The 25,286-nt window shown below is 49.1% G+C and carries 26 protein-coding genes; 19 read left to right on the plus strand and 7 right to left on the minus strand.

Annotation, left to right across the window (positions count from 1 at the left end):
- Nucleotides 1–56: 56 nt before the first annotated feature.
- On the plus strand, nt 57–1,502 hold the full coding sequence (gene aldA / locus HPT30_RS19285; protein ID WP_312876355.1) for an aldehyde dehydrogenase: 1,446 nt from the start codon (nt 57–59) through the stop codon (nt 1,500–1,502).
- 76 nt (nt 1,503–1,578) lie between these two features.
- On the opposite strand, the gene HPT30_RS19290 is transcribed toward aldA, so the two are convergent.
- Nucleotides 1,579–1,797, minus strand: coding sequence for a hypothetical protein (locus HPT30_RS19290; RefSeq protein WP_175372965.1), 219 nt, complete (start codon nt 1,795–1,797; stop codon nt 1,579–1,581).
- Between the two features lie 142 nt (nt 1,798–1,939).
- On the opposite strand from HPT30_RS19290, the gene HPT30_RS19295 reads away from it, so the two are divergent.
- A complete protein-coding gene (locus HPT30_RS19295; RefSeq protein ID WP_175372966.1) occupies nt 1,940–2,470 on the plus strand; it encodes a hypothetical protein in 531 nt (176 codons plus the stop codon).
- Nucleotides 2,471–2,539: 69 nt separating this feature from the next.
- Here the strand turns inward: HPT30_RS19295 and HPT30_RS19300 are convergent, their stop codons facing one another.
- Nucleotides 2,540–2,839: a hypothetical protein gene (locus HPT30_RS19300; RefSeq protein ID WP_246317284.1), complete on the minus strand. Its 300-nt coding sequence runs from the start codon at nt 2,837–2,839 to the stop codon at nt 2,540–2,542.
- 160 nt (nt 2,840–2,999) lie between these two features.
- Here HPT30_RS19300 and HPT30_RS19305 point away from each other — a divergent pair, with 160 nt between their 5' ends.
- The 11 genes from HPT30_RS19305 to HPT30_RS19355 all read left to right on the plus strand — a co-directional run bounded on the left by HPT30_RS19305 (nt 3,000) and on the right by HPT30_RS19355 (nt 14,308).
- The gene (locus tag HPT30_RS19305; RefSeq protein ID WP_175372967.1) at nt 3,000–4,127 is read left to right on the plus strand and encodes a DNA alkylation repair protein; all 1,128 of its coding nucleotides are present in this window, start codon (nt 3,000–3,002) and stop codon (nt 4,125–4,127) included.
- Entirely contained in the window at nt 4,128–4,415 is a 288-nt protein-coding gene (locus HPT30_RS19310) for a Dabb family protein (protein ID WP_175372968.1), read from the plus strand. It abuts the gene before it with no gap.
- 857 nt (nt 4,416–5,272) lie between these two features.
- Nucleotides 5,273–6,190 (plus strand): nickel ABC transporter permease, encoded by a 918-nt coding sequence (nikB, locus tag HPT30_RS19315; protein ID WP_281364519.1) that lies wholly within the window; start codon nt 5,273–5,275, stop codon nt 6,188–6,190.
- A gap of 24 nt (nt 6,191–6,214) precedes the next feature.
- Nucleotides 6,215–7,039: a nickel transporter permease gene (gene nikC, locus HPT30_RS19320; protein WP_175372969.1), complete on the plus strand. Its 825-nt coding sequence runs from the start codon at nt 6,215–6,217 to the stop codon at nt 7,037–7,039.
- Between the two features lie 23 nt (nt 7,040–7,062).
- Entirely contained in the window at nt 7,063–7,851 is a 789-nt protein-coding gene (locus HPT30_RS19325; protein ID WP_217622450.1) for an ABC transporter ATP-binding protein, read from the plus strand.
- A 107-nt stretch (nt 7,852–7,958) separates the two neighbouring features.
- Nucleotides 7,959–8,771, plus strand: a complete 813-nt coding sequence (locus tag HPT30_RS19330) for an ATP-binding cassette domain-containing protein (RefSeq protein ID WP_175372970.1) — start codon at nt 7,959–7,961, stop codon at nt 8,769–8,771.
- A 23-nt stretch (nt 8,772–8,794) separates the two neighbouring features.
- Nucleotides 8,795–10,483 (plus strand): nickel ABC transporter substrate-binding protein, encoded by a 1,689-nt coding sequence (locus HPT30_RS19335; protein ID WP_246317285.1) that lies wholly within the window; start codon nt 8,795–8,797, stop codon nt 10,481–10,483.
- A 3-nt stretch (nt 10,484–10,486) separates the two neighbouring features.
- Entirely contained in the window at nt 10,487–11,239 is a 753-nt protein-coding gene (locus HPT30_RS19340) for a class I SAM-dependent methyltransferase (protein WP_175372971.1), read from the plus strand.
- A 6-nt stretch (nt 11,240–11,245) separates the two neighbouring features.
- Nucleotides 11,246–11,995, plus strand: a complete 750-nt coding sequence (locus tag HPT30_RS19345) for a class I SAM-dependent methyltransferase (protein ID WP_175372972.1) — start codon at nt 11,246–11,248, stop codon at nt 11,993–11,995.
- A 54-nt stretch (nt 11,996–12,049) separates the two neighbouring features.
- Nucleotides 12,050–12,856, plus strand: a complete 807-nt coding sequence (locus tag HPT30_RS19350; protein ID WP_175372973.1) for an AAA family ATPase — start codon at nt 12,050–12,052, stop codon at nt 12,854–12,856.
- A 195-nt stretch (nt 12,857–13,051) separates the two neighbouring features.
- Complete coding sequence (locus tag HPT30_RS19355) at nt 13,052–14,308, plus strand: outer membrane protein assembly factor BamB family protein (protein WP_175372974.1); 1,257 nt, start codon at nt 13,052–13,054, stop codon at nt 14,306–14,308.
- 47 nt (nt 14,309–14,355) lie between these two features.
- On the opposite strand, the gene HPT30_RS19360 is transcribed toward HPT30_RS19355, so the two are convergent.
- Complete coding sequence (locus HPT30_RS19360) at nt 14,356–15,114, minus strand: creatininase family protein (RefSeq protein WP_175372975.1); 759 nt, start codon at nt 15,112–15,114, stop codon at nt 14,356–14,358.
- A 168-nt stretch (nt 15,115–15,282) separates the two neighbouring features.
- On the opposite strand from HPT30_RS19360, the gene HPT30_RS19365 reads away from it, so the two are divergent.
- The 4 genes from HPT30_RS19365 to HPT30_RS19380 all read left to right on the plus strand — a co-directional run bounded on the left by HPT30_RS19365 (nt 15,283) and on the right by HPT30_RS19380 (nt 17,821).
- The gene (locus HPT30_RS19365) at nt 15,283–15,867 is read left to right on the plus strand and encodes a TetR/AcrR family transcriptional regulator (RefSeq protein WP_175372976.1); all 585 of its coding nucleotides are present in this window, start codon (nt 15,283–15,285) and stop codon (nt 15,865–15,867) included.
- 74 nt (nt 15,868–15,941) lie between these two features.
- A complete protein-coding gene (gene rnhA / locus HPT30_RS19370) occupies nt 15,942–16,601 on the plus strand; it encodes a ribonuclease H (RefSeq protein ID WP_175372977.1) in 660 nt (219 codons plus the stop codon).
- Nucleotides 16,602–16,717: 116 nt separating this feature from the next.
- Nucleotides 16,718–17,386: a uracil-DNA glycosylase gene (ung, locus tag HPT30_RS19375; protein ID WP_175372978.1), complete on the plus strand. Its 669-nt coding sequence runs from the start codon at nt 16,718–16,720 to the stop codon at nt 17,384–17,386.
- 30 nt (nt 17,387–17,416) lie between these two features.
- Nucleotides 17,417–17,821 carry a hypothetical protein gene (locus HPT30_RS19380; protein WP_175372979.1) on the plus strand — a complete coding sequence of 135 codons (405 nt, stop codon included), beginning with the start codon at nt 17,417–17,419 and terminating at the stop codon, nt 17,819–17,821.
- A 110-nt stretch (nt 17,822–17,931) separates the two neighbouring features.
- Here the strand turns inward: HPT30_RS19380 and HPT30_RS19385 are convergent, their stop codons facing one another.
- From HPT30_RS19385 to trhO, 4 genes are all read right to left on the minus strand, one after another.
- Nucleotides 17,932–19,047 (minus strand): AI-2E family transporter, encoded by a 1,116-nt coding sequence (locus HPT30_RS19385; RefSeq protein WP_175372980.1) that lies wholly within the window; start codon nt 19,045–19,047, stop codon nt 17,932–17,934.
- Between the two features lie 961 nt (nt 19,048–20,008).
- The gene (locus HPT30_RS19390) at nt 20,009–20,272 is read right to left on the minus strand and encodes a hypothetical protein (protein ID WP_175372981.1); all 264 of its coding nucleotides are present in this window, start codon (nt 20,270–20,272) and stop codon (nt 20,009–20,011) included.
- A 195-nt stretch (nt 20,273–20,467) separates the two neighbouring features.
- A complete protein-coding gene (locus tag HPT30_RS19395; RefSeq protein WP_246317287.1) occupies nt 20,468–21,184 on the minus strand; it encodes a helix-turn-helix transcriptional regulator in 717 nt (238 codons plus the stop codon).
- Nucleotides 21,142–22,038, minus strand: coding sequence for an oxygen-dependent tRNA uridine(34) hydroxylase TrhO (trhO, locus tag HPT30_RS19400; RefSeq protein ID WP_175372982.1), 897 nt, complete (start codon nt 22,036–22,038; stop codon nt 21,142–21,144). The genes HPT30_RS19395 and trhO overlap by 43 nt, the downstream gene beginning before the upstream one ends.
- A gap of 334 nt (nt 22,039–22,372) precedes the next feature.
- On the opposite strand from trhO, the gene HPT30_RS19405 reads away from it, so the two are divergent.
- Entirely contained in the window at nt 22,373–24,196 is a 1,824-nt protein-coding gene (locus HPT30_RS19405) for a cache domain-containing sensor histidine kinase (protein WP_175372983.1), read from the plus strand.
- Complete coding sequence (locus tag HPT30_RS19410; RefSeq protein WP_175372984.1) at nt 24,189–25,229, plus strand: response regulator transcription factor; 1,041 nt, start codon at nt 24,189–24,191, stop codon at nt 25,227–25,229. The genes HPT30_RS19405 and HPT30_RS19410 overlap by 8 nt, the downstream gene beginning before the upstream one ends.
- Nucleotides 25,230–25,286 lie beyond the last annotated feature (57 nt).

The following is a 25,286-nucleotide window of genomic DNA, read 5'->3' on the forward strand; positions in this document are numbered from 1 at the left end:
TAGCGTTTACACTGAGAGAGGATAAAATGGATAATCTACCTTGAGGGGGAGAGTCAGTGGAAAAGCATTTGATGTATATCGACGGCCAGTTTGTGGAATCAGAAGGCAAAGAGTGGATGGATGTAACCAATCCAGCAACAGATGAAGTCATTTCACAGGTTCCCAAAGCTACAAGGAATGATGTGGTGCGTGCCATTAACGCAGCGGAAGAAGCCCAGTTAGCCTGGGAGGAGACACCTGCGGTTGAACGGGGAAGGTACCTTCATGCCATTGCCGACGGGATTCGGGCAGAGGTTGATATCCTGGCCAGACTGATCTCCGAAGAAGTAGGTAAGACCTTGGAATTGTCCACGGTAGAGGTTAATTTTACAGCAGATTATATGGATTATATGGCAGAATGGGCACGTCGCTATGAAGGGGAAATTGTTCAGAGTGATCGTGATAATGAGAATATTTTTGTTTTTAAAAGAGCGATTGGCGTAACAACAGGCATTCTGCCTTGGAATTTTCCGTTCTTTCTTATTGCTAGAAAAATGGCACCGGCGCTGATCACCGGAAATACGATTGTCGTCAAGCCTAGTGCCGAATCTCCCAACAACGCGGTGGCTTTTGCCAAAATTGTGGATAACATCGGTCTTCCTAAGGGTGTGTTCAACCTTGTGACCGGTAAAGGCGGAGAGGTCGGTAATGAATTGGCCAGCAACCCTAAAGTGGGCATGGTCAGCCTAACGGGCAGTGTGCCAGCAGGACAAAAGGTGATGCAAGCAGCTGCTGAAAATATCATCAAGGTGAGTCTTGAGCTTGGCGGCAAAGCCCCTGCCATTGTTATGGATGATGCCGATCTGGATTTGGCAGTTAAAGCGATTGTAGACTCCCGGGTGATCAATACAGGGCAGGTCTGTAACTGTGCGGAGAGGGTCTATGTTCATGAGAAGATCAAGGACGAATTCACTACCCGTCTGGTTGAGGCGATGAGCGCAGTGAAGTATGGTGATCCGCTGAAAGACGAAGGTATTCATATGGGGCCGTTGATTAACAAGGCGGCGCAAGAATCTGTGCAGCAAAAAGTAGACCGTGCAGTAGAAGAAGGTGCCAAGATCGCCTTAGGTGGTAGTAAGGTAGAGGGAACCGGCAGCTTTTTCGAACCTACCGTCATTACCGATGCTACCAATGATATGGAAATCGTGCAGGAGGAAATTTTCGGACCGGTTATCCCTATCATTTCTTTTGCTAACCTGGATGAAGCGATTGCGCTGGCCAATGACAGTGAGTTTGGACTGACCTCATCCTTATATACTCAAAATCTAAACGTCGCTATGAAAGTGATCAAGCGTCTCGAATACGGGGAAACCTATATTAACCGCGAGAACTTTGAAGCAATGCAAGGCTTCCATGCAGGCTGGCGGAAATCCGGCATCGGCGGCGCGGACGGCAAACATGGCTTGAACGAATATTTGCAGACCCATGTAGTGTATCTGCAGTACGACAAATCGATTAACTGATCAGCTGAAAATGAAATACGCAAGTAACCGATACGGCCCGAAAGGGCCGTATTTGTGTTAATAGATCAGGCCCCTGTTATCCCTTGTCCCGCTGGAACTTGGTCGTTTCCCGGTCATAGTGTGAGATCGAGCCGTCGAACCCGACCAGGCGGACATAACCTTCTGAGAATTTGTCAATCCGTCCAAAGCCGACCCGGGCATACATTCCGTCAGGGTCGAGCTGCAAAGCAGAGACGAAGGTCTGGGACAGGGCGGCTACGAAAAAATCAATATTTTTAACCAAAGTGTGTGGCATAACGTTCTTCCTCCGTTGAAATGGTAATTCGGCTAAACCGTGTGGTGTTGCTCGTTCTAATATAATAGCATGAGTAGAGTCACTTTGTGATAAGGTAGGACATATTGGAAGACAAATGTCAGCAAGAGAAGGGGAATGTACATTGAACGATCAACTAGAGCGCGCGAAAGCGTTGTTCATGGAATACTGTGGCAGCTTGCCGGATATGCACCGGGGTGGAAGGTATGCGGAGTACAAAACCTATGGCGTCGATATCGCGACAGAGAAGCTATGGTGCAAGGAAATGGTGGAGCAGCTGAGCGGAGAACTGTCCATTCGGGATTGGGAAGCAGTGTCATCGCTGAGCTCAGTCTCCAAGCATTATCAAGATAGCAGAATTGTCGAAAATGTGATTTCTTTTGCCGCCCGCAATATGATGAGTGCCGATAGCGTGGTCCGATTGATGTTTGCTGAACACTTACTGGATATTATCCGGTTGCATAAAAAAGAAATCTCCCAAGAGCTGCTGCTGCGGGCCTGCAAGTCGGCTGCCGAACTGCTTGAGGCGATTATCGCCCAGCCGCTGATCGTCGACCCCGGCCATGAACTGGCACAGCTGAAGCTGAAGGATAAACGGGGGCTGAACCAGCGGGCCAAGCAGGACATGGAATCTATTGAAGAGATTTTGAATTGAACGGTAGCAAAAACCCGCCCTTAAACTGGCTAAAAGAGGCGAGTAACAAACTAAAGTTTAGCTTAATTATTAGAATCTAACCTCTACGTCCCGGCTCGGATCGCTGTATTTATAGATACCAGGGTTCAGTTCAATTTTTCCGTTAAAAGGAACATCTTTGTAGCTATCGATATTAGTTCCTGTAGATACCATACCTTTGGGTGTAATTTCAGGCACCACTTCTTTGCCATTAATCCGTAACGTAGTTTGGTTAACGCCCTTGAAGCCAGGAGACTTGGAAGTCGACTCAACAATCAAATTTCCGCCTTCAGTATAGTACGTGAATTGAATTTCACAACCATCCACAGTCAGTTTGGTGTTCTCACGCAAAGTAGAAATGGTCCCGCCCGTTGTTGCAGTAGCGCGGGTGGTAACCTGACATAAGGCTGTCCAGTTACGTATGCTACAATTTCTCCAATGGGCATAATGGATGGATCAAGCGTTCATGCCGGAGTGCAGACAAGTTATAAATTCTATGGGGGGCAAAAGAATGGCAGAGCCTTTGAAGGCCATGTACAATAAGGAGTTTTTGCACAGCCTCGCCGGGAAAGTACAGCGTGCCTATTCGTCGTTTGACACGGAGGGCTTCATCGCTGCGGCGATGGCGGAGCCGTGGGAGGAGCTGGAGCTAAAGGGGCGCATGAGGCGTATTACGCAGTCGCTGGGAGAATATCTACCTTCGCGCTATGAAGATGCACTGCGGGTTCTATATGAGATTGATAAGGATTGTGTCGGGTTCCCGTATCTGATCTTTCCTGATTTTGTGGAGGTGCATGGACAGGCCCCGGAACACTGGGAGTTGTCCATGGAGGCGCTGGAGCGGTTCACGTCCAAATCATCCGCAGAGTTCGCCGTAAGACCGTTTCTGCTACGCGAGCCGGAGCGGATGATGGCGCAAATGCTGATCTGGTCCAGGCATGAGAACGAGCATGTCCGGCGGCTATCCAGCGAGGGATGCCGGCCACGCTTGCCATGGGGGCAGGCGCTTCCGATGTTCAAGCGTGACCCGGCACCCGTGCTGCTTGTGCTGGAGCAGCTGAAGGCCGATCCGTCTCTCTATGTGCGCAAAAGCGTCGCCAACAATCTGAACGACATCGCGAAGGATCACCCGGCGCTGGTGCTGGAGATTGCGAAGCGCTGGAAGGGTCAGCATCCTGACACAGACTGGATCGTACGGCATGCTTGCCGCTCTCTGATCCGTAAGGCCGATCCTGGGGTGATGGCCTTGTTCGGTTACGCCGAATCGGAAGATTCAGCGCCGCTTGTAGTTGGCGCTTCCTTGACTGCTGCATCAGAAGCGCTGAAGATTGGCGAGAGCAGCGAGCTGACGTACGAGCTGCGGGTCCGCGAAGGAGAGCCTGTCCGTATTCGTATCGAATACGGGATCGACTTTGTGAAAGCGAGCGGCAAGACGTCCCGCAAGCTATTCCTCCTGTCCGACAAGACTGTCCCCGGTGGGACAAGACTGGCGGGTACTCGCACGCACCGCTGGGCTGATCTGACGACCCGCCGTCATTATCCGGGCGAGCATCTAATTACGCTCTTGGTTAATGGACGTGAAGCTGCCACCACCCTGATTAAGCTGGAATTACCCGAAGAAGCAGAAGGAGGAGTATAGATGATTACAAATAACATGATGATCCGGTTGAAAGACCGGAGTCCCGAGAATATCGCAAAGGCAAAAGAGGTTTTACTCAGTATGAGGGGGCAGATCGAGACTCTGCGTGACCTGAGAGTGGAAATAAATATCCGTCACGAGCGGTCTTCCTATGATCTGATGTTTGTAACACAATATGATTCTATGTCTGATCTTGATGCGTATATGGCACATCCCCTTCATGTGGAGGTAACACAGTATATCGGAAGCGTAATCGATACGGGAGCCTCTGTATGTTATGAATCGTAAATTGTAAAACCTGGATTGTTAGTGCTAAGTGGTAAGTGGTAAGGCTGAGTGCTGAGTGCTGAGTGCTGAGTGGTAAGGGGTAAGTGCTAAGTGCTAAGTACTGAACGTTGAACGCTCATTGCTCCCAACTATGGTCTACGTCATAATCAGTGCCTGCCAAAATAACTTGGCCACAACAGTGTTATCAGAACAACTTCGTTAATCTAACCTTCTGATCTGGTCAAAACAATCATGATAGATGAATGAGTTCACATCAGGGAACTAACGGACCGTATAGTCGTTATTTGCACATAAAGCAGCCTCTGATACATGGAACGGACTCAGGAGACGCTATTTCCTCCTAAACCGTGGATTTTAAGCAAGTATTTCGTTAATAAGGTCACTGGAGTCCTTTAGCTTCCTGAACGGTGAAATCCGTAGGCAATAAAGGCTCTGGGGTCCGTTGTTTTGTTGCTTTGTTTCTTCGTTGCTTAACGAAGCAAGTACTGATCTTAAGGTAGATCTTTAATTTAGTAGCTCTGAAGTGCGAGGTTCCCCCGATGCCGGTTAACGGCTGGGGGAGCCTCTTTACTATGGTTACACTATGTCTGCACTATGTCTGCACTATGTCTGCACTATGTCTGCACTATGTCTGCACTATGTCTGCACTATGTCTGAGCTATGTCTGAGCTATGTCTGAGCTATGTCTGAGCTATGTCTGAGCTATGTCTGCACTATGTTTAAGCTATGTCTGCACTATAATCGCGTCATATTTCGACAAAACATTTATTTTTAAGACTATTAATTTTAAAAGATTATGTTATAATCGTAAACATTACGATTAAAGCAAGGGGATGTGAGCAACACTGATACGTTATCTGTTTCAGCGGCTTCTGTATATTCTTCCGGTGCTGCTCGGCATCTCCTGCATTACCTTTGCGCTGATGCACTTGACGCCAGGCGATCCCGCAGAGATTATACTGCGGGCGGATGGTATCAAGCCTACGACAGCGGCGATCGAGGTTACCCGCCATACACTAGGCCTCGACGGGCCAGTATACATACAGTATGGGCATTGGCTTAGCCGTGTGCTGCATCTGGATCTAGGGTCGTCTTATAGCAGTGGCCGGCCTGTTCTGACGGAGATACTGAGCCGTTTTCCCGCTACCTCGCTGTTGGCGATCTGCGGGATCATCGTCGCTTTACTGCTCGCAGTGCCGTTAGGTATCCTCTCGGCACTCTACCCGGACCGCTTGATTGACCGCTTGGGCCGGGTGTTCGCGCTGCTCAGTGTATCCATGCCGGGCTACTGGCTTAGCCTGCTGCTGATATACTATGGCGCGGTTAAGCTGCGACTCTTCCCGTTGATGGGAATGGAAGGGGGCTCCAGTCTGGTTTTGCCCTCGTTGGCGCTGGGCTTCGGCATGGCGGGTGTCTACATTAGGCTAATCCGCGCAAGTATGCTGGAAGCGTTGGGCCAATTGTACATTAAAGCGGCCAGAGGTAGGGGGATGCGGGAATGGTCTGTGATTGGCAGACATGCCTTCCGCAACGCTCTGTTGCCAAGTCTTACTCTGCTAGGTGTCCAGATTGGCGGGCTGCTGGGTGGCTCGGTGATTGTGGAGACTGTATTCGCCTGGCCGGGCATCGGCCGATATGCTGTTGAGGCGATTTTTGCCAAGGATTATATCGTCATTCAAGGCTATGTATTATTGATGGCGGTTGTCGTCGTTTTGGTAAATCTGATTGTGGATGTAGGCTGTCTGCTGCTGGACCCGAGGATCAGGCTGCGCTAGAGCCGGAGAGAGGAGAAACTGCAAATGATTACTCTGCACTTGCCCAAGGGAAGTCGCGCAGCCTTGGCTGGAGGCAGCATCGTACTGATATTTATTGTAATTGGGATCTTCGCTCCCTATCTGGCCCCATCCGATCCGCTGCAGATTCATATGGATCACAGACTGAGCCTGCCCTCCTGGGAGTATCCGCTTGGCACTGATCATTTGGGCCGTTGTGTCTTGTCCCGTCTGATCTATGGCACACGTACTTCTCTATACTGTGCCCTGATAGTATTGGGTGTCGTATTCGCCATCAGTATTCCTGTCGGCCTGATCGCCGGTTATGCCGGGGGGAAGGTGGATCAGCTGATTATGCGAATCATTGATGTACTGCTGGCTTTTCCCAGCCTTATTCTTGCGCTGGCGGTGACAGGGATGCTGGGACCAGGCCCCGTGAACCTGCTGATTGCATTTGCAGCTGTCTGGTGGACAGGTTATGCGCGGATTATCCGTGGTATGGTGCTGCAGATCAAGGAGCGCGATTTCATAATGGCGGCTAAAGCAGCAGGATCATCGCATCTACAGATTATGGTGCGGCATATTTTAACGAACGTTGCCCGTCCGATTCTTGTCTTGGCCTCCATGGAGGTAGGAACGATCATTCTGTCACTGGCCGGAATGTCCTTTCTCGGACTTGGCGCTCAGCCACCGGCACCGGAATGGGGCGTGATGCTGAATGACAGCCGAACCTATATTCAGACCGCACCACGCCTGATGCTCTTTCCCGGCCTCGTAATTTTGCTTGTCGTTGTGGGCTTTAATCTGCTGGGCGAGGGGCTGCGCAGAGCAGATGGCCGAATGCATGAATGAGTTCGGGGAGAGGAGGATGACATTTGACGATAGAGACGTCCGCTATACTGCGGGTTGCGCAGTTAACTACCCGGTTCCATACACCGGGCAAGGTCATTACTGCGGTTGATAGCGTTAGCCTGGAGGTGAAGCCAGGGCAGATTGTTGCCCTGGTTGGGGAAAGCGGCAGCGGCAAAAGCGTCACGGCCATGTCGGTTCTCGGTCTGGTCGACCCGCCCGGCGTGGTAGAGCAGGGCGAGATTTGGCTCGGCGGCGTCAATCTCCGGGAATGTACGCCGCGCAGGCTTCGGGCGCTCCGGGGAAGTCAGATGGGGGTCATCTTCCAGGACCCCATGAACGCCCTGAACCCGGTGCTGACCATTGGTGCACAGATGATCGAGACGATCAGACTGCACCAACGGGTGTCCCGGGCCGAGGCGAAGGAGCTGGCCCGGGCTCAGCTGACCCGGGTCGGCCTGCGAGACCCGGATACGCTGATGACGCAGTATGCGTTCCAGATCAGCGGTGGAATGTGCCAGCGGGTGATGATCGCGCTGGCGTTAGTCTCCCGGCCTCGCCTGCTTATTGCCGACGAGCCAACGACGGCGCTTGATGTAAGAGTGCAGGCCGGAATTTTGAAGGAGCTGGACCGGATCAGGGTGGAGGAGGATATTGGAATTCTCTTGATTACCCATGATTGGGGCGTTGTCGCCGAATTGGCAGATGAAGTCTATGTGATGAAATCGGGGCAGATTGTGGAGTACGGGAATGTATTCGATATTTTCGAGAATCCCCGGCATCCCTATACCCGAGAACTTATAAACAGCAGATAACAATTAATATAATTTGGTTTTTGGAAGGTCATCGCATTTATACATTATATTTCGTTCTACGAATTGGAACTCGAACTTGACTGCTGGACAGGGGAGGACAATGAGCAATGAAACTGCTGGAGGCTGTAAGTCTTAGCAAAACCTACGGCAAAGAGCGGAGCTGGTTCACTACGCAGGCCGGGGCGATGCAGGCTGTACATAATGTGTCATTAAGTCTGGAACAAGGTGAGACCCTCGGGTTGGTTGGAGAGAGCGGCTCTGGCAAAAGCACGCTTGGCCGTCTGCTACTCGGTCTGGACAAGCCCACCTCAGGGAAGGTGCTGTACCGGGGGCAGGATATCACGGACCTCAACCTAAAGCAGATGCGGAGTGTCCGGCACAGAATGCAGATGATTTTCCAGAATAGTCTGTCGGCCTTCAACCCGCTATTTACCGTCGAACAGATTATCGGCGAACCGCTGAGAAATTATAGAGTGGGAACTGCTGAAGCACGGAGGGAGAAGGTGCTGGAGAGTCTGGAGCGGGTCGGCCTATCCAGCCAGTATATGAGGAGACATCCGCATGAACTGAGCGGCGGCCAGCAGCAGCGGGTTGGAATTGCCAGAGCCATCGTGCTTGGGCCGGAGCTGCTGATCTGTGATGAACCCTTTTCCAGTCTGGATGCGACCTTGCGGAGACAAATGCTGAATCTGTTGCTGGATCTGAAATCACAGCTGGGCCTATCCTATGTCTTCATTACACACGACTTATCACTGGTCGACCGCTTCTGTGACCATGTGGCGGTAATGCACCAGGGGCAGATTGTTGAATGGCAGCGTAGTGAATGCATCTTACAGAATGCTGTTCACCCTTATACACGCTCTTTGCTGGAGTCGGTACCGATCCAGGACCCCAGGTTAAGACAAGTAGCTTTATTTTGAATAGAGAAGAGGAGCAAATCAATATGAGCAAGATGGAGAAGAAAAAAGGTGTACGATGGAGTACAGTATTTCTGGCTATGGTGACGACGGCAGTTCTGGTCATTGCCGGATGCAGCAGCCAAAGCGGTACCAGTAAGGATAGCAGCAAAGCTGCCAATGGAACTGCGGCGAATGCAGTGACAGAACCTGTCAGTCAATCCGCTGATGACAACAAGTCAATTACTGTGGCAATAGCGGCAGATGCCGGTATTGATCAATTGGATGCTGGTGCCTATAAAGGCTCAATGAATGTACATGCCATGATTTACGATGGGCTGGTGGAATACGGAGAGAAAGGCGAGATTTTGCCGGCACTGGCGGAGTCGTGGGAGATCTCGGAGGATGGCAAGGTCTATACCTTCCATTTGCGTAAGGGCGTCAAGTTCTCCGACGGTACGGATCTGAATGCAGCGGCGGTCAAGTTCTCTTTTGAGCGCTGGATTAAAGACCCTGCTAATTCCCTGAATATCGCAACGGCGATGCAGTCACTTGAAGCTGTGGATGATCTGACGATCAGAATGACATTCAATAAAGCTTACTATCCGTTTCTGACGGAGTTGTCTTTCGCAAGACCGGTCCGGATCATCAGTCCTTCTGCTGTCGAGCCTGCTGGCGATCCGGATGGAACTTTTGTTAAGGCGATTGGAACCGGGGCATGGATGGCGGAGAGCTATAAAACCGATCAGGAGGCAGTGCTCGTCAGAAACCCTTACTACTGGGGAGAGAAGCCGAAGCTGGCCAAGATTATTTTGAAGGTGATTCCTGATCCACAGTCCAGAGTGCTTGCGCTGCAGAACGGTAGCGTTGATCTTGCTGGAGGCCAGTTGGGCAAAATCCCGGTGGAGAGTCTGCCCGTCCTGCAAAAAGATTCTACATTGAGCGTACAAGAGGCGCCGGGCACGAATTCCCATTTCCTTGCCTTCAACGGCAACAACCCTGTCCTTCAGGATGTGAAAGTGCGTCAAGCGATCAATTTGGCGATCAACAAGAAGAGCATCGTTCAGGATCTAATGGGTGGAATAGGCAAGGAAGCTAAGGGATTATTTCCGCAGACCGTTCCTTATGTGACTGAAGCAAATAGTACCTGGTATGGCTTCGAGCCGGAGCAGGCCAAGGCGCTGTTAGCTAAAGCAGGGTATAGCGACACTGACGGTGATGGAATCGTGGACAAGGCGGGAGTTCCGCTGACACTGAATTTTGTGCTGCAGGAGTCCGAATTTCCGGAATGGAAATCCATCGGGGAGCTGATTCAGTCGGAGCTTAAGGACATCGGCATTGACGTGAAGCTTCAGGTGCTGGAGCCGAATGCCTACTACGATGCGCTGTGGAAAACGAAAGATTATGACCTGATCATCTATCGTACCTATGACGATGCGTACAATCCGCATGCCTTCCTCTTGTCGCTATTCCATAAGACAGGGGATGCTCCTGCTGTTGTCTGGTCCGATGCCAAGCTGGAAGCGCTGATTGACAAAGCTGTAGGTACGACTGATCTGAAGAAGCGGCAGTCCGCTTACGATGACATTTTCAAAAAGCTGTATCAGGAAGCAATGTTCGCCGCGGTGTATTTCCCGGATGATATCTTTGTCGTCAATAACAGAGTGAAGAACTTCAAGCTGGGCTACACCACCTTTACTCCGGTCTTCTGGAATCAGCTGGATGTGGGTGAATAATAAATGCTTAAAGAGATTTCCAAGTATTGGACCGTCAGCTCTGAGGGCTATGACAAGGTCATCCGTGCCCAGTTCCGCAGTGCTAAAGCAGTGTCCATTTGGAAAGAGCTGCTGGAAGAAGGGTTACAAGGCAGACAGGAACAGAGGGTGCTCGATGTGGGTACAGGCCCCGGTTTCTTCTCCCTGCTGCTGTCGCAGATGGGGCACCAGCCGACGGCAGTGGATGCTTCGCCAGGGATGATTGAACGGGCATCGGCTAATTTTGACTGCTTTGGCTACAAGGTGCCTGCATTTGTTGGGGATGCAGCTAATCTGGAGCGAATTGCCGACAACAGTTTTGACGCGGTGGTCTGCCGGGATGTGGTGTGGACTCTGCCGGAGCCGCAGAAGGCGTATGCGGAATGGCACCGGGTTCTGAAGCCGGGCGGAGTGCTGATTGTTTTTGACGGGAATTATTTGTATCAGGAGAAGCGTTCTCTGTTCCATAAGCTGTGGTATGCCTTATCCTGGACGTTGATTTTACTCACGGAAAAAAGAGTCCGGCGTCGCAGCAGTCGTGATACAGCATTGCTCGGAGGGCTGCCGTTCGTCAAAGTCCTCCGGCCAGAAGCGGATGAAACGGCTCTCCAACTTGCTGGATTCAAGAGTATCCGCATTCGCCGCGACTTCATTCCGGCCCGTCGGCAACCTCTCCATCATTTGAAATATGGAGTTCAGAACGTACAACGTTTCATGATAACCGCCACAAAGGAGTAGAAATCCATGAGTATACAGCAAGAAGTAAAGACCTATTGGGAGGGCGAGGCCGAGCTATACAGTGAAGGCATTCGCCAGGAATTAAATGGTTTTCAGAGACAGGCCTGGCTGGACCTTATTCTAGAGCATGCCCCGCAGAAAGAAACCCTGAAAGTGCTGGATATCGGCTGTGGTCCCGGATTCTTCTCCGTGATCCTGTCGAGCGCGGGTCATCTCGTTACCGGGATTGACTGTACAGACAATATGCTGGAGCAAGCACGCAGTCATTCCGAGCGGGAAGGTGTTACGGTTACATTCCGGAAGATGGATTCGCATGTACTGGATTTTGGTGACGATAGCTTCGATCTTCTGGTATGCCGGAACGTGACCTGGAGCCTGGCTGATCCCGAGGCGGCGTATAAGGAATGGAAAAGGGTGCTGAAGCCGGGTGGGCGGCTCCTGGTCTTCGACGCCAACTGGAACCGGCATCTAGTAGATGACGAGATGAAGGAGAAGCGTGAAGTCGATTACCGCGACTATGAAGCGAAAGGCTGGGGCAGTCCGCCGCGTCACATAGACTGGGAGGAGTCCGATAGACTTAGCAGACTTCTGCCGCTGACCCGGGAATGGCGGCCGGCATGGGATGTCCGGACGCTGGAGAAGGAAGGCTTCGCCAAGGTGTACAGCAAGGAGAATCTGTCGTCCCTTGTGATGGATGAGAGGGAGCAGCTCCTGACCCGTTCCACCCCGGTTTTCATGGTGTGCGCAGAGAAATAATTCGGCTGGCAATAGGCTTAATGAATTTATCAGCTAAAGGAGTATTCTTATATAATGAACAAAAGCAGTTCTGCCGGACGGCTTCCGAGGGCCAAAGGAATAGACATGGCCACCTGCTATATGCCCAAGGAATGTGCCAGAAAAGTCCGCCACCTCGTCTTGCCTACGGTGAACCAGAAGATCGTTGAAGAGTTTATTACGATTCTCGGCATGCGTGAGACCTTCGAGGAACATGGTGTTCCTATTCCGAACAAGATTGTGATGTACGGTCCCCCAGGTACCGGGAAGACGCTGACCGCCTTTCATCTCGCGAAAATGTTGGAGCTTCCGCTCATTCTGGTCCGGCTCGATGCGCTTATTCATAGCCACTTGGGCGAGACCGGAAGCAATATCCGCAAAATTTTCGAGTATGCCAAGCAGTCGCCCTGTGTCCTCTTCCTTGATGAATTTGATGCGATTGCCCGGACCCGGGAGAGCGGCGATGAAGTCAAGGAGATGGCGCGGGCAGTCAATACGCTGCTGCAATGTCTGGATGACTTTGGAGATAATAGTATCTTTGTAGCAGCCACCAATCTGGAAAAAGATTTGGACCGCGCCATTTGGCGGCGCTTTGACACCAAAATGACTTATTCTCTCCCCGATAACGAGAGCAGAGAGCAATATATCAAGCTGTTGATCGGCGAATTCGGACAAGAGGAAGGATTGGCTGAGCTTGCTTGTCAGCGGTTGACGGGTTGTAGCTTTGCCGATATCGAACAGATCATTCTGAAAGCCAAGCGCAAAGCGATTATTGCAGGCCTTCCGCTATGCTGGCAGCATGTCTCGGTCTCCTATGACGAGTATAATCCGGCTGTCCAGTAGCATCTGAACATCATCGATAACGGTACGACAAAGAAGCCTTTCCAGTAAGGGGGATTCCCTTTTGGAGGGGTTTCTTTCAATTGGGTTACATTTTATTGCTGAAAAAGAATACACTTTTGTGACCTTTTCCACACTCTTCCTATTATACAATGGTTAGATAGTAACTTAGTATAAATGAACAAAGGTGGAATTGCAGTGAAGAAAACAACTCAATACAGTAAATGGGCCGCGGTGCTGTTGACCAGCGCACTCAGCCTGACCCTGACCGCGCAAGCCTTCGGCGCGCCGCTTCAAGCCGGACTGAAGCCAAGCTGGACTTCAGCGTCTCTGTTCACATCCTCGGTTCTGGTCCCGAAAGATGCAGAATCCGTTATTTATGACGTTAAGGCTGTTCCTGCGAAGAAGCAGGTATACGTACATATGGGACAGAATGTGCCGAATACCACCAGCAAGACGAAGCAACTGTGGTACGTCGATACGTTAAAAGCACTGGATGCCGATACCGGCAAGCAGAATTGGGAATATGTATTTCATGATTCCAAAGGACCTTACACAACTGCCGGCAGCTCGGTCTTTAACAGCAACGGCACTGCCTATGTCTATCAGGCTTTTTCGGACAAGACCTATCGGTTGTACTCGGTGAACAGCTCTGGGAAGCTGAACTGGGTTCAATCTCTGACCGGACCATCTTCTATCTCTCTGCTGAAGGACGGCTCTATTCTGGCAGCATCTCCTGGTGCGCCGGACAGCAAGGGGATCGTCAAGACCACGCTCACCCAATTCGACGGCAGTGGCAAAGTGTCCAAACGTCAACAGCTACCAGGGACTTTGCTTACCGCCCAGGAAGACCGGATTATCCTGTCCACCAGTCCACTAGTCAAGAATAGTGCTGGTATTTGGCTGGACAAGCTGAACCCGCGCCTGGAAGTCTATGATTTGTCTTTCAAGTCGCTGTACAGCTATCAGGTACCGGCTGGTTCCAGCATATACGGAGACGGCAGTCCTGGACAGATGGTATTGAAGGACGGTACGGTGGTCCTCCGGACTAACGTCAATGGAACGGGGAATAAGCTTCAGGCGTTTAACTCGCAGGGTAGCGTGCTGTGGGAGCGTAGTATTCCGGGCAGTGCACTTACCCAATCGACAGGTAACGGTTATGTCGTGTTTGCCAACGGGACGATGACCCTGTATGATTTGGAGAAAAATACAGCGACTCGTACTTTTGAAGAGGAAGAAAGCAAATATACCGTAATTGCCCAAACGGGTGACGGGAAGCTAAGCCTGAACCTGAAAGATAATACGTACCTGTTGAATCCTACGTCGCTGGATGTGATTCTCTCCTTCAACAGCGGCAGTCATAATCCGCTGATGACTACCTACGGAGACAATGCTGTATATGTCTCTTCAGCGGATGGCAAGCTGACTAAATTGGCTGTAAAGGCTGGGAAATAAGCTGTTCATCTAAAATAGTAAAGAGGGGTGAAGCACCCCTCTTTTTGTTATGAAGGAGACATTTTTCTATGGTAAGCCTCGTCAAGAACTTGTTTTAGCCCTTCGGATCTCTTCTGAATAAACGTTTCCCAGAATGTCTGACCCCGCTGGCTCAATTCCTCATCCGTGTAGCTTCCTTCTTCAAATTTGCCCCAACAGCCATCTTCCGTAAGTTTATCCCAACCCATGTAATCAGCATAAATACGATTGTTCTGAGGAACATCCGAGCCCATAGAACTTTTCTTAACAAGCTCAGGACAGAGCCACATCGCCGTGCATACAGACAGTAGGCCACCATGCATCTCATTTAAATCTTGAAATCCGGCCGTATGTATAGCTTCTTCCCAAGCGTTATGAGTATTGTGATTTGGGGCAATTACAAGAATATGAGGGTATTTATAATTAATATGTTTAATAAAAGCCGCTTCCCAGTAGGCACCCCCATGCCCGGTACAAACTACAAACTTATTGAAATTTTGTCTTGCCAAATTGACTATTATTTCTTCTATCATTGCCGTTAAAATATTGGGGCTGACAGTCACGGTCCCTTTATAGTTGGCGTGTTCTTCTGATGTGTTGAAGGGCAGTGTAGGTAACACGTATGCATTCAATGCTTTACCGTAAGCCTCGGCATATAGATCTGCTATAAGCGTATCCAAATGCATTGGAAGAAAAGGACCAAACTGTTCGGTAGCACCTATGGGTATAATTACGGTGTCAGTCCCACTGCTGGCTATCTCAGCCGTTGTGTTTGTATAATTTAGCATGTACATCTCCTGATTTGAATGGTTTTTAATTTATAATGTACCATAATGTGGATGAATTGAGATAGTAGTTTATAACACAACACCCATCTACTGTGAGTACTTAGAAAGTAATGAATATTTACCGTTCGTTCTACAAATGCTAAAATAGTTTTAGAAAGGAGCATGATTATGGCTCGGAGTAAAGAATTTGAGATTGACGATGTTCTTGAAAAAGCGATGAACCTCTTCTGGCTGCAAGGTTATGAGAAGACCTCCATGCAGGACTTAGTGACTGAGATGGGGATTCATAAGAGAAGTATGTATGATACTTTCGGAGATAAGCACTCGTTATATATGAAGGCCGTTGAACGGTATGGAAGAAGCGCCGCCGAGCGGATGAAGGAGCAGGCTGAGGCACAGCCTACAGTGAAGAAGGCGATCCGCAGTTTGTTTGAGATGGTGCTTCGGAACGACACAGAGAGGCCCAGAGGCTGCTTGATGGTTAATACGGCGGTGGAGCTGTCGCTGCATGATCCCGAGGTCGATTCTCTTGTACAGGATAGCTTTCTGTCTAGTGAACGACAATTAGAAAAGCTGGTGTTAAGCGGGCAGGCCAGCGGGGAAATCTCCCGGAAGCAGGAGGCCCCAGCCCTGGCAGCTTATCTGCATAACGCGCTGGTAGGACTGCGAGTGATGGTCAAAACGGGGCAGGACCCCTCCAGACTGGAGCAAATCGTGGATCTTACATTGGCTGCTTTGGATTCAGATAAATAGCTTCAACTAAGGAAGCGAATGAATTACAATAAAGCTTTGAGCAACTTCTTTGCGTTGAAAGGAGATTCATCAAAGTGGCTAAGCAGAAATTTTATGTAGTATGGGAAGGCAAGCAGCCTGGAGTCTATGGTACCTGGGCGGAATGTCAGGCCCAAACAGATCATTATACAGGAGCGAAATATAAATCCTATGAATCCAGAGCGGCTGCAGACGCAGCCTATAAGGCGGGCTGGAAAGGCAATTGGGGTACAGGCGCTACAGCAGGCGGAGCAAAGCCTAAAGCAGGTAGTTCATTTCGACGCAGCGCCGCTGTGGAGACTTCGGAGGAGATCGACTACGATAGTATTTCGGTGGATGTCGGTACCAGAGGCAATCCTGGTCCGGTAGAATATAAGGGCGTGGATACCCAGACTGGTGATGTTATCTTCTCCTGTGGTCCGATCCGAAAAGGAACGAACAATCTAGGTGAATTTTTGGCGATAGTGCATGCCCTTGCCTACTTAAAGAAGGAAGGTAGCAATCGAACAGTTTATAGTGATTCTGTTAATGCCATCAAATGGGTGAAGCAGAAGAAGGTAGCGACAACCCTGCCGCGCGATGCTTCAACGGAAGAAATCTGGCAGCTGATCGATCGGGCGGTGCAATGGCTGCAGAGTAACACCTATGACAACAAGCTGCTGAAGTGGCAGACCCGTGAATGGGGCGAGATTAAGGCGGATTACGGCCGGAAGTAGCAAGGGACGTTTGCCGTAAATGACGATTCTTCTATCGTCAGTACGTTCGCGGACTTATAATAGGGTTAATACAGAAGTAAACCATGTATCAAACAGGGTAGCAGGAGGAACAACTCATGTTCGGCAACGATTGGGATAAAGTATTACAAGAGGAAGTAGAAAAACCGTATTTCGATGAGCTGCGCTATGCATTGGCGCGGGAGTATAAGACCCACACTGTTTATCCGCCTAAGGATCAGCTATTCTCAGCTTTGAAGCTGACACCTTATGAAGGAACAAGAGTCGTCATTCTTGGACAGGATCCTTATCATGGAGAGGGACAAGCCCATGGGCTTAGCTTCTCGGTGATGCCAGGCGTTCGGATTCCGCCATCGCTGCGTAATATCTATGCGGAGCTGCATGAGGATATCGGGATGACAATTCCGGCCCATGGCTACCTGAAGCACTGGGCGGAGGAAGGTGTTCTGATGCTGAATGCGGTGCTGACTGTCCGTGAGAGTCAACCTAATTCGCATAAAGGTCTGGGCTGGGAGCGTTTCACGGATGCAATCATGGAGAAACTGAATGAGAGAACCGTACCGATGGTCTTTATTCTGTGGGGAAGTCATGCTCAGAAGAAGGGGGCCTTTATCGATAAGAACCGGCATCTGGTTATCCAGTCACCGCATCCGAGTCCGCTGTCGGCGCATCGCGGGTTCTTGGGCAGCCGCCCGTTCACGCAGGCGAACCGGTTCCTGGAATCCCACGGATTGCAGGGGATTGATTGGACCATACCGAATTTGTAGGGATTCGGACACAGTGAAGGGGGTGGAGCCATGCGCCATTGGGTGGGCAGACCGGTCATAATGTATTGCGGCGAGAAGCCGTACACGATCATGAAGGGCATTCTCCGCAAATGGGACCCTTCCCTGCGAATTGCGGTAATCGGCCATCAGGAGATTGCGGTGCCTTTTCAGGATATTGTATATATCAAAGCCTTGGCGCCCAAGGAGAGAGCACTGCCCCCTGTCCTTCATGCCGTAGGGTATGTCATGCGGGAACGACAGCAGTTCGATAATGCGGTCTATTTCAAGTCGGCGGTGACCGTCTGGAAGGGCGATAAGCTGATTGCCCTCAATACCACCATTGTGTCACATACGAAAGGCTCCGTGATGCTGGAGGATGGTCAAAATCTAATGAAGGGTAATCACATCTTTGTAGTGCGCTCCTTGCGGGGCTGAGGGGAAATTAACCTCAGGCTCAAAATATAACGATAGAATCGCTCCTAGCGGATGAAGAGGACAGGTGTTCCTTCAATCCAGCCGGGAGCGATTTTTTAATGGACAGACTCTTACATCTGCTCTTCTTTGATCAGTGGTTCCTGGGCCGAGTTAGTGTCGCCGGTTCGTTCAGCAATAATAATTCCATATAGCCGCCGTACTATAATCTTGAGAATCATATATACCGGGAGCGCAATCAGCACACCAATGATCCCGTAAAAATCCCCGCCGATCAGCACCAGCAGCACCGTGGTTAACGGATGTACATCCAATGACTTCCCATACACAATTGGCGAGAGCAGGTTATCCTGAATCTGCTGGGCGATTACGATCACAACCGTTGCCCAGATCGCCATCGTAGGCGATTCGATAAAACCGACGATGATGACCGGCACAGCCGAGAGCAGAGACCCGACATAGGGGATGAAATTGAGCGGAATCGCTATAACAGCCAGCAGCAGTGAGTAAGGCAGGCCGATAATCAGAAATCCTATGTACAGCATTACCCCCAAAACGACATTCAGCAGGACGCGAGTCACGATAAAGTTGCTGAGGGCACCGTCGATCTCGCGCAGCATTTCTTGACCGGACTTGCGAAATCTTCGGGGAACTAGACGTAATAGAATCGGCGCCAGCTTGTGTCCGTCCTTGAGCATATAGTAGAGAATGATGGGTAGCGTGGCGATGATAACGACAATATTGGAGATGACCCCGATGAGATTACTGACAGAATTCGATACCCAGTTGATCGCATCATTCAGATAAGAGGACAGACGTGTTGCCAAGTCCGAATCTCCTGTGAAAAAGCGGGACCACACTGGATTCTGCTGCAAATCTTGGAACTGCTCTTGCAGACCATCCACAAGCTGTGGTGTGTTGTCGATGAAGGTCTGAATCTGCTCCTGCAATGTCGGCCAGACGAGCACCGAGAATAGTACGAACAAGCCAATAAAGACAAGATAAATCAGCAGGATGGAGAGCATACGGTTCAGTTTTCTTTTCTCCAGGAAATTCACCAGCGGCCGGAGCAAATAAAACATGAAGCCGGACAGCATCATAGGCACCAGTAGAAGTTTAAGAATGGAGATCAGCGGTGTGAACAGGAAAAAGACCTTTGAGCCCAAATACAAGATTAGCAAAAAAGCAATAATAGCCATGCTTGTCCGAAAATACTTGCTTTGCTGCATGGCAGCACCCCCCGATTACTTTCTATTCCTATACTTGACCCGATTCTATATTTATAAACAGAAATGGTAGGGGTAAAGCATGGGGGGATAATATAAATATCAGTTTATAAAATGTAGATAAGATGGTTCTGTGATAAATTCATATAAAATAGATAAATAATTGAGGTGTTCAGTTGCTAACTTTTTATAATTCTTTTTCATACACGGGTGAGCTAGTATTCACTTTTGGTTGTGGAATTTGTTTATTAGTCTTATCGTATTATGCAAGTAGGTTAAATAAAATAGCGAGTATTGCTTTGGTAGTGCTGGGAATTGCGATGATTGGTGCGGGATTTAATACTATCCTGGAAAAACACAACTACATTGATTCATCAAGTGTAATACATATAATACCTATCTTTGTAGGTTTAACGAGTATACCATTACTATCCCTTGCCTCCTTGCGATTGATCGAAGGAAAAGCAGAATTAGTAAAACTTAAACAGGTAATAAAAGTAAGCTCTTTTATGTTCATGTTTTGTATTCTGATGTTTATCGTAATCTATTTGCTAATTGTTAATAAATGAAGTTAGTCTCATACACGGTGGAACGGTGAATTCCCAGCAATCACTTAATAATATTTATAGCCCAAGTAATGTTTGTATTAATATTCCCTCACAGCTTGTACACACATAAATGCTTAAATTTTATTACCTAAATAACGCTACTGTCCCCACACCCAACAGGTGATAACAGCCAGACCATGCTGGGCTGAAGCGGGCCGGGGATGGTCCATGATGAACGTAATTGCGATTTATTTAAAATGGGAATTTGAATCTCCCCATATATAAGGCGGAGGCATATACTAAATATCTGAAGAAGGACATGTAATGTTGCTTACTCTTGAACAAGGAGGTGGCTTAATCCATGGTCACTCCACCATGGGCATAATGCATTCCAGCTAAAAGCAGATGGAGTCATTTTATCTCCTTCTCCGCGGCCGGCCTTTTTGTTTAGCTACTGCCTTCTTATAAGATCTAATAATAGCCAGCGGGAGAACATCGCTTTGTCCTCCGGTCTCCTTAGTAATCTCCCTGGCTTTGACAAGCGACAAAAAGGCGAAGAAGTCGCCCAAGGCAGTAAGTCCGGCTCCAATGATGGCATAATCTTCAGCGCTCAGCTCATTCGCCTCTACACCGTCACCCCCGGAATTTTTGGAGCTATTCCCGTTACTATTCGTGGGCATTCTCGTTCACCCGCTTTCTCTAATGTACTATAAAATATGTCGTGAGGTGCGGTAGGGAAATAGGCAATTTGGACGTAATTTAATGAGGACGCAGACTTCCGGCGTAGCCAGGATAAATCGGATGAGCTCATAAGCGCTTCGTCCATAAAAAAAGGTGGCGCACAGTGAATATCCTGTGCGCCACCTTTTATTTACTTATGATTCTTGTGCCCGTTTTTGAATCTTGTAGAGACATTTGCGTCCGCCTTGTGCCAGGCAGTCCGGCCGGGAAATCTCTGCCTCAAGCAGCGACTCGAATAACTGAAGCTCGCACTGACAGGCGTGGTTGTACTGATTGGCAATCTGGGAGATCGGACAATTGTATTCCACCAGTTCGTAATCGTCCTGACCAATCTGCTTCCATTCCACCATATAGCCATTGTCATTCTGTAGTTCGGCCAGCAATGAGACTTTCTCGTGGAAGCTCTTGTTCTCCATAACAGAAGAATAACGCTTGAACAATTTTTCTTTCCGCCGTTCAAACAACCGTTCCACCATATCCTCACCGGTCTCCTGCACCAATTCATCGAGCAGATCCAGGGCCACGGTGTGATATTTATTGGGAAAAAGCACATTAGAACGCTCTGTCAAATGATAGGTCGCTGTTGGTCTGCCCATAGGCTGCCGGATGGTCCGCGCTTCAATAAATCCGTCGCGCTCCAGGGCATCAATATGGCGGCGCACCGCCATGGAAGTAATATTGAGCCGATCTGTCAGCTCTTTGGCTGTCAGCTCATCATTGGTTTTAAATAGATGTAATATCGTCTCGCGGGTGGACAAATCCTCTTTGGGTTGCACGGTCAGCTCACCGCCCTTGTCTATACCTTTATTTAGCGTGCTGCACTCGTAACAGCGGCGCATTCGTCCGAGCAATGACCACTGTGCTCCGCTTCACAGTCCTCACAGCAAATATGCTGCAGATGGCAAGCATCGTTGGCACAGTTGATGAATCGGTCAGCCGGCTGACCGCAGTGATGGCAGCGTCCGACAACGATATCCTCATCGGTATGATTGATCTGCACGGAGATACGCTCATCGAACACATAGCATTTTCCATCGAACAGTCGGCCTTGTACCTCAGCGTCTTTACCATAGGATACGATACCGCCGTCCAGTTGGTACACCTGCTGGAAGCCCTCATTCATCATAAACCCGCTTAATTTCTCGCAGCGGATACCACCTGTACAGTAGGTCAAGATTGGTTTATCTTTAAGATCGCTCATATTCTCGCGGATCCAGTCCGGGAATTCCTTGAAGCTGTCTACCTCTGGCCGGATCGCGCCGCGGAAATGACCAAGGTCATATTCGTAACCGGTACGACCGTCCAGAACGATAACATCGTCGCGCTGTAACATTTCGTGGAAGTCCTTCGGCGCGAGGTGCTCTCCCGTGATCACATTAGGGTCCAGTTCTTCCTCGACACGGAAGGTCACGAGTTCTTTTTTATAACGTACAAAGATCTTCTTGAAGGCATGGCCATCAGCCTCATCGATCTTGAAGACGATATCGCTAAACAGCGGGTTCGCGCGCAAATCCTTCATGTATTGCTCGGTTTGGGCGATCGTACCGGATAGTGTTCCGTTAATGCCCTCTTCGGAGATGAGAATCCGTCCTTTTACGTCCAGCTCTTTGCAATAAGCCAGATGCTCCTGGGCGAATTGTTCTGCATCCGGTACTTTTACAAATTTATAATAAAGCAGAATTGCATATTCCGATTGTGGATTCATTCTTTTCACCTGTCTCGTTAGAATTACACTTCACGTGCTGTTTACTTTGACTACTAAGTAAATGTTTAACTATAAAAAGTATTGTAACATATTATCTAGGCTTGACAAGAGATACTCTTGAAGCAGTATGGTATAAGCGCGGATTCCGGCGAGCAGAAGAGCATAACCAATATGTCATAATCATCACAAATATGGGGGATTATTCACTGCTTCTTGAAGAAATCATTGCGTTACTGCAAAAAAGATTATACTTAGAAAATAGATGAAGGGGAATCATGGGAGGGCTCTTGGCAGTGATTCCTTGGTTTACCTAGTTTAGAAGGAGTATGACACCATGAAATTAATCGCCAACCTCTCTCTTCAGAAAAAAATAATACTGTTAATGCTGATTTTGTACCTCCCGCTTCCGCTGCTAGGTCAATTCTGGTACGAAAAAAGCCATAAGGTCATTCGGCAAAACACCATTGAATCAAGCTATCAGCTGGTTGAACAGGTCAATAGATATGTGGACAGGTATTTTCAGGACATTGAGCATCAAATGTATCCTATCCTGGTTAATGATCTGACATTGCAATTTTTAAATGATTCTGTAAGCGGTTCCTATGATCGTTTTCTCCGCTCCAATCGCATCGAGCGAGAGCTTTTGAATCCGCTAACAAGTAACCGAGAAGGCATCCGGGGAATCTCTCTGGTCAATGGGGAGGGGAGGGCGGTATCGTCTTCCAGCTTCTCATCTGCGGAGCGGAGATATAAGGAATATAACGCCAAGATTACGAAGACCGGCGTTTTTGAAGTTATGGGACTGGAACAGGATGAATGGAGCCCGCCCTTTTTGTCCATTGCGCTTAAATTCAACAGCACGAGTTACAGTACCAACAGCGGGCTGTTAATTATTGATTTGAAGCTGGACGAGGTGATCCAGATTGCCCGGAATGTGCGGATTGGCAAAACCGGGTACGTCTGGATTGCAGACAGCAAGGGGAGCGCGATTTATCGGCCTGGCAGTCATCCCAATGAGGGACTGTCTATTGACTATGCCAAAGCTATGGGCGATAAGCGTCAGGGGACGCTGACGATGCCTGGTGAATCAGGGGACAAGCTTGTAATGTTCTTTCATTCTAATACCACAGGTATGTCACTGTTCGCGGAGGTGCCGCTTGCTGAATTGAACGAGCCTCTATTGCAGATTAGCAGAATTTCTACCATTGTATTGCTGCTGATCTTCCTGCTGATCATGATTATTGTCAGTGGGGTGATGTATATGCTGAGCAATTCACTGCTGACACTCTTGCGACTGATGAAGCGAACTCAGCTTGGCGAACTGGGAGTCAGAGCGCCAGAAAACCGAACTGCAGAAATAGGCAGCTTATACAGGGGCTTCAATAAGATGGTTGATGAAATTCAAAGACTCATCGATACGGTGCACCGGGCCAAGTTAAGGGAGAAGGAGCTCGAGGTGAAGCAGAAGGAAGCGCTTCTTCTAGCTATGCAGGCGCAGATCCATCCTCATTTTCTCTACAATACGCTGGAATTTATTAATGCCAGTGCCATTGTTGAGGGCAACCGGAAGATTAGCCGGATGATCGTTTCCCTCGGTGATATGTTTCGATACAGCGTAAGGAACCCGAATGAAACGGTCACGCTTGCCTTGGAGCTGGGGCATGTGTCTGCCTATCTCTCGATTCAGGCCGAACGCTATGAGAGTCTCTCCTACTTTATTCAAGTCTCTGAAAAGGCCGCAGCACAGACCTCAGCGATCAACTCTATGCTGCAGCCGATTGTAGAGAATTGCTTCAAGCATGGATTTGATAAATATAAAATCGTTCCCAATTACATTCGTATATCGGAAATGCAGGTCGCAGCCGGCTGTTTAATTTCGATTGAAGATGGGGGCGGTGGCATGCCTCCGGTGATCATGGACAACTATAATCGGCTCTTTGATCTATCCGGAGATGAATTACTGGAGCTTGAAGCAGAGAACAAGCAAAAAGGTATAGGTCTGCTGAATGTCCATACCAGATTACGGCTGTTATTTGGTGAACCGTATGGACTGTTCATCTCCACTTCGGGTCCAGATGGGACATGTATCGATATATTGTTGCCTACGCACATCGCGGCATTAGAGCAGGAACAACAAGGAGGCATACAGGATGTATAGAATCATCCTTGTGGATGATGAATCCATGAGCAGAAAAAGTTTGGATAAAATTCTTACTTCGGCGCATTCTCAATACCAGATTGTGGGCGAAGCCGCTAATGGGGCTGAAGCCCTGGAGCTGATACGGCTTCAACAGCCTCATCTGATCATTACAGACATCAGCATGCCCATAATGGATGGAATCGAGCTGATCCAGCGATTGCGCCAGGATGGCTACGATGGTGAAATTATCATTTTGTCAGGGTATGGGGAGTTTGAATATGCCCAGGCCGCCCTGCGCCATGGGGTAGTAGATTATCTGCTGAAGCCGCTGAAGGAGGAACTGGTTGTAGAGCTGGTTGGCCGACTGTTCGCTCGCTTTGCCAACACCCGCCAGAAGGCGATGGTAAAAAATCAGCTGTTAGCACCGGTTATATCAGCTGCAGAACGAATTAGCACGGCACTCTGGGCTGCGAATGCACCGGTTCTTTCCCAGGAAACCGAAAATCTGCTTAAACTACTTGCGCATCAGGAACTTTCTTATGAGGAACGGCGCACACTTTTGGAGAACGCAGCCTCATTGATCCAGAATCAGCTGGGGGATCGGCTCTTGATCAGCCCATGGGAGATCCCATACGATGAACCAGGGTACACCACGCTGGAGTCATCGTTCAGAGACTGGCTGGAACGCAAGCTGGCAGAGACACGGGACAAGCGGAATTGGGGAAGACGCAGTGCCACCCAGCAGGCGATGGACTATATTAAGCAGCATTTCTCAGATAGTGAGTTGAGCCTGGAAAAGGTGCTTGAGCCACTGGATATTTCCACGACTTATTTTTACCATCTGCTGATGGAAGAGACAGGGATGTCCTATATTGCCTACCTGACTAATGTCCGCATGGAGCACGCCAAAGCGTTGCTGACAGACACTTCGCTGAAGACCTATGAGGTTGGACAACGCTGTGGCTATCCCGATTATTCCCATTTCACGAAGCGTTTCAAGCGGATGATCGGCCTTTCGCCCTCAGAATATAGAAAACGGATGCAACAATAATGTAACCGCTAACACTGAGTGATGAAAAGAACATAACGAAATGAAATCTCCATTTTT

The organism is Paenibacillus agri (genome assembly GCF_013359945.1).
In the GTDB taxonomy this organism is placed as follows: domain Bacteria; phylum Bacillota; class Bacilli; order Paenibacillales; family Paenibacillaceae; genus Paenibacillus_AQ; species Paenibacillus_AQ agri.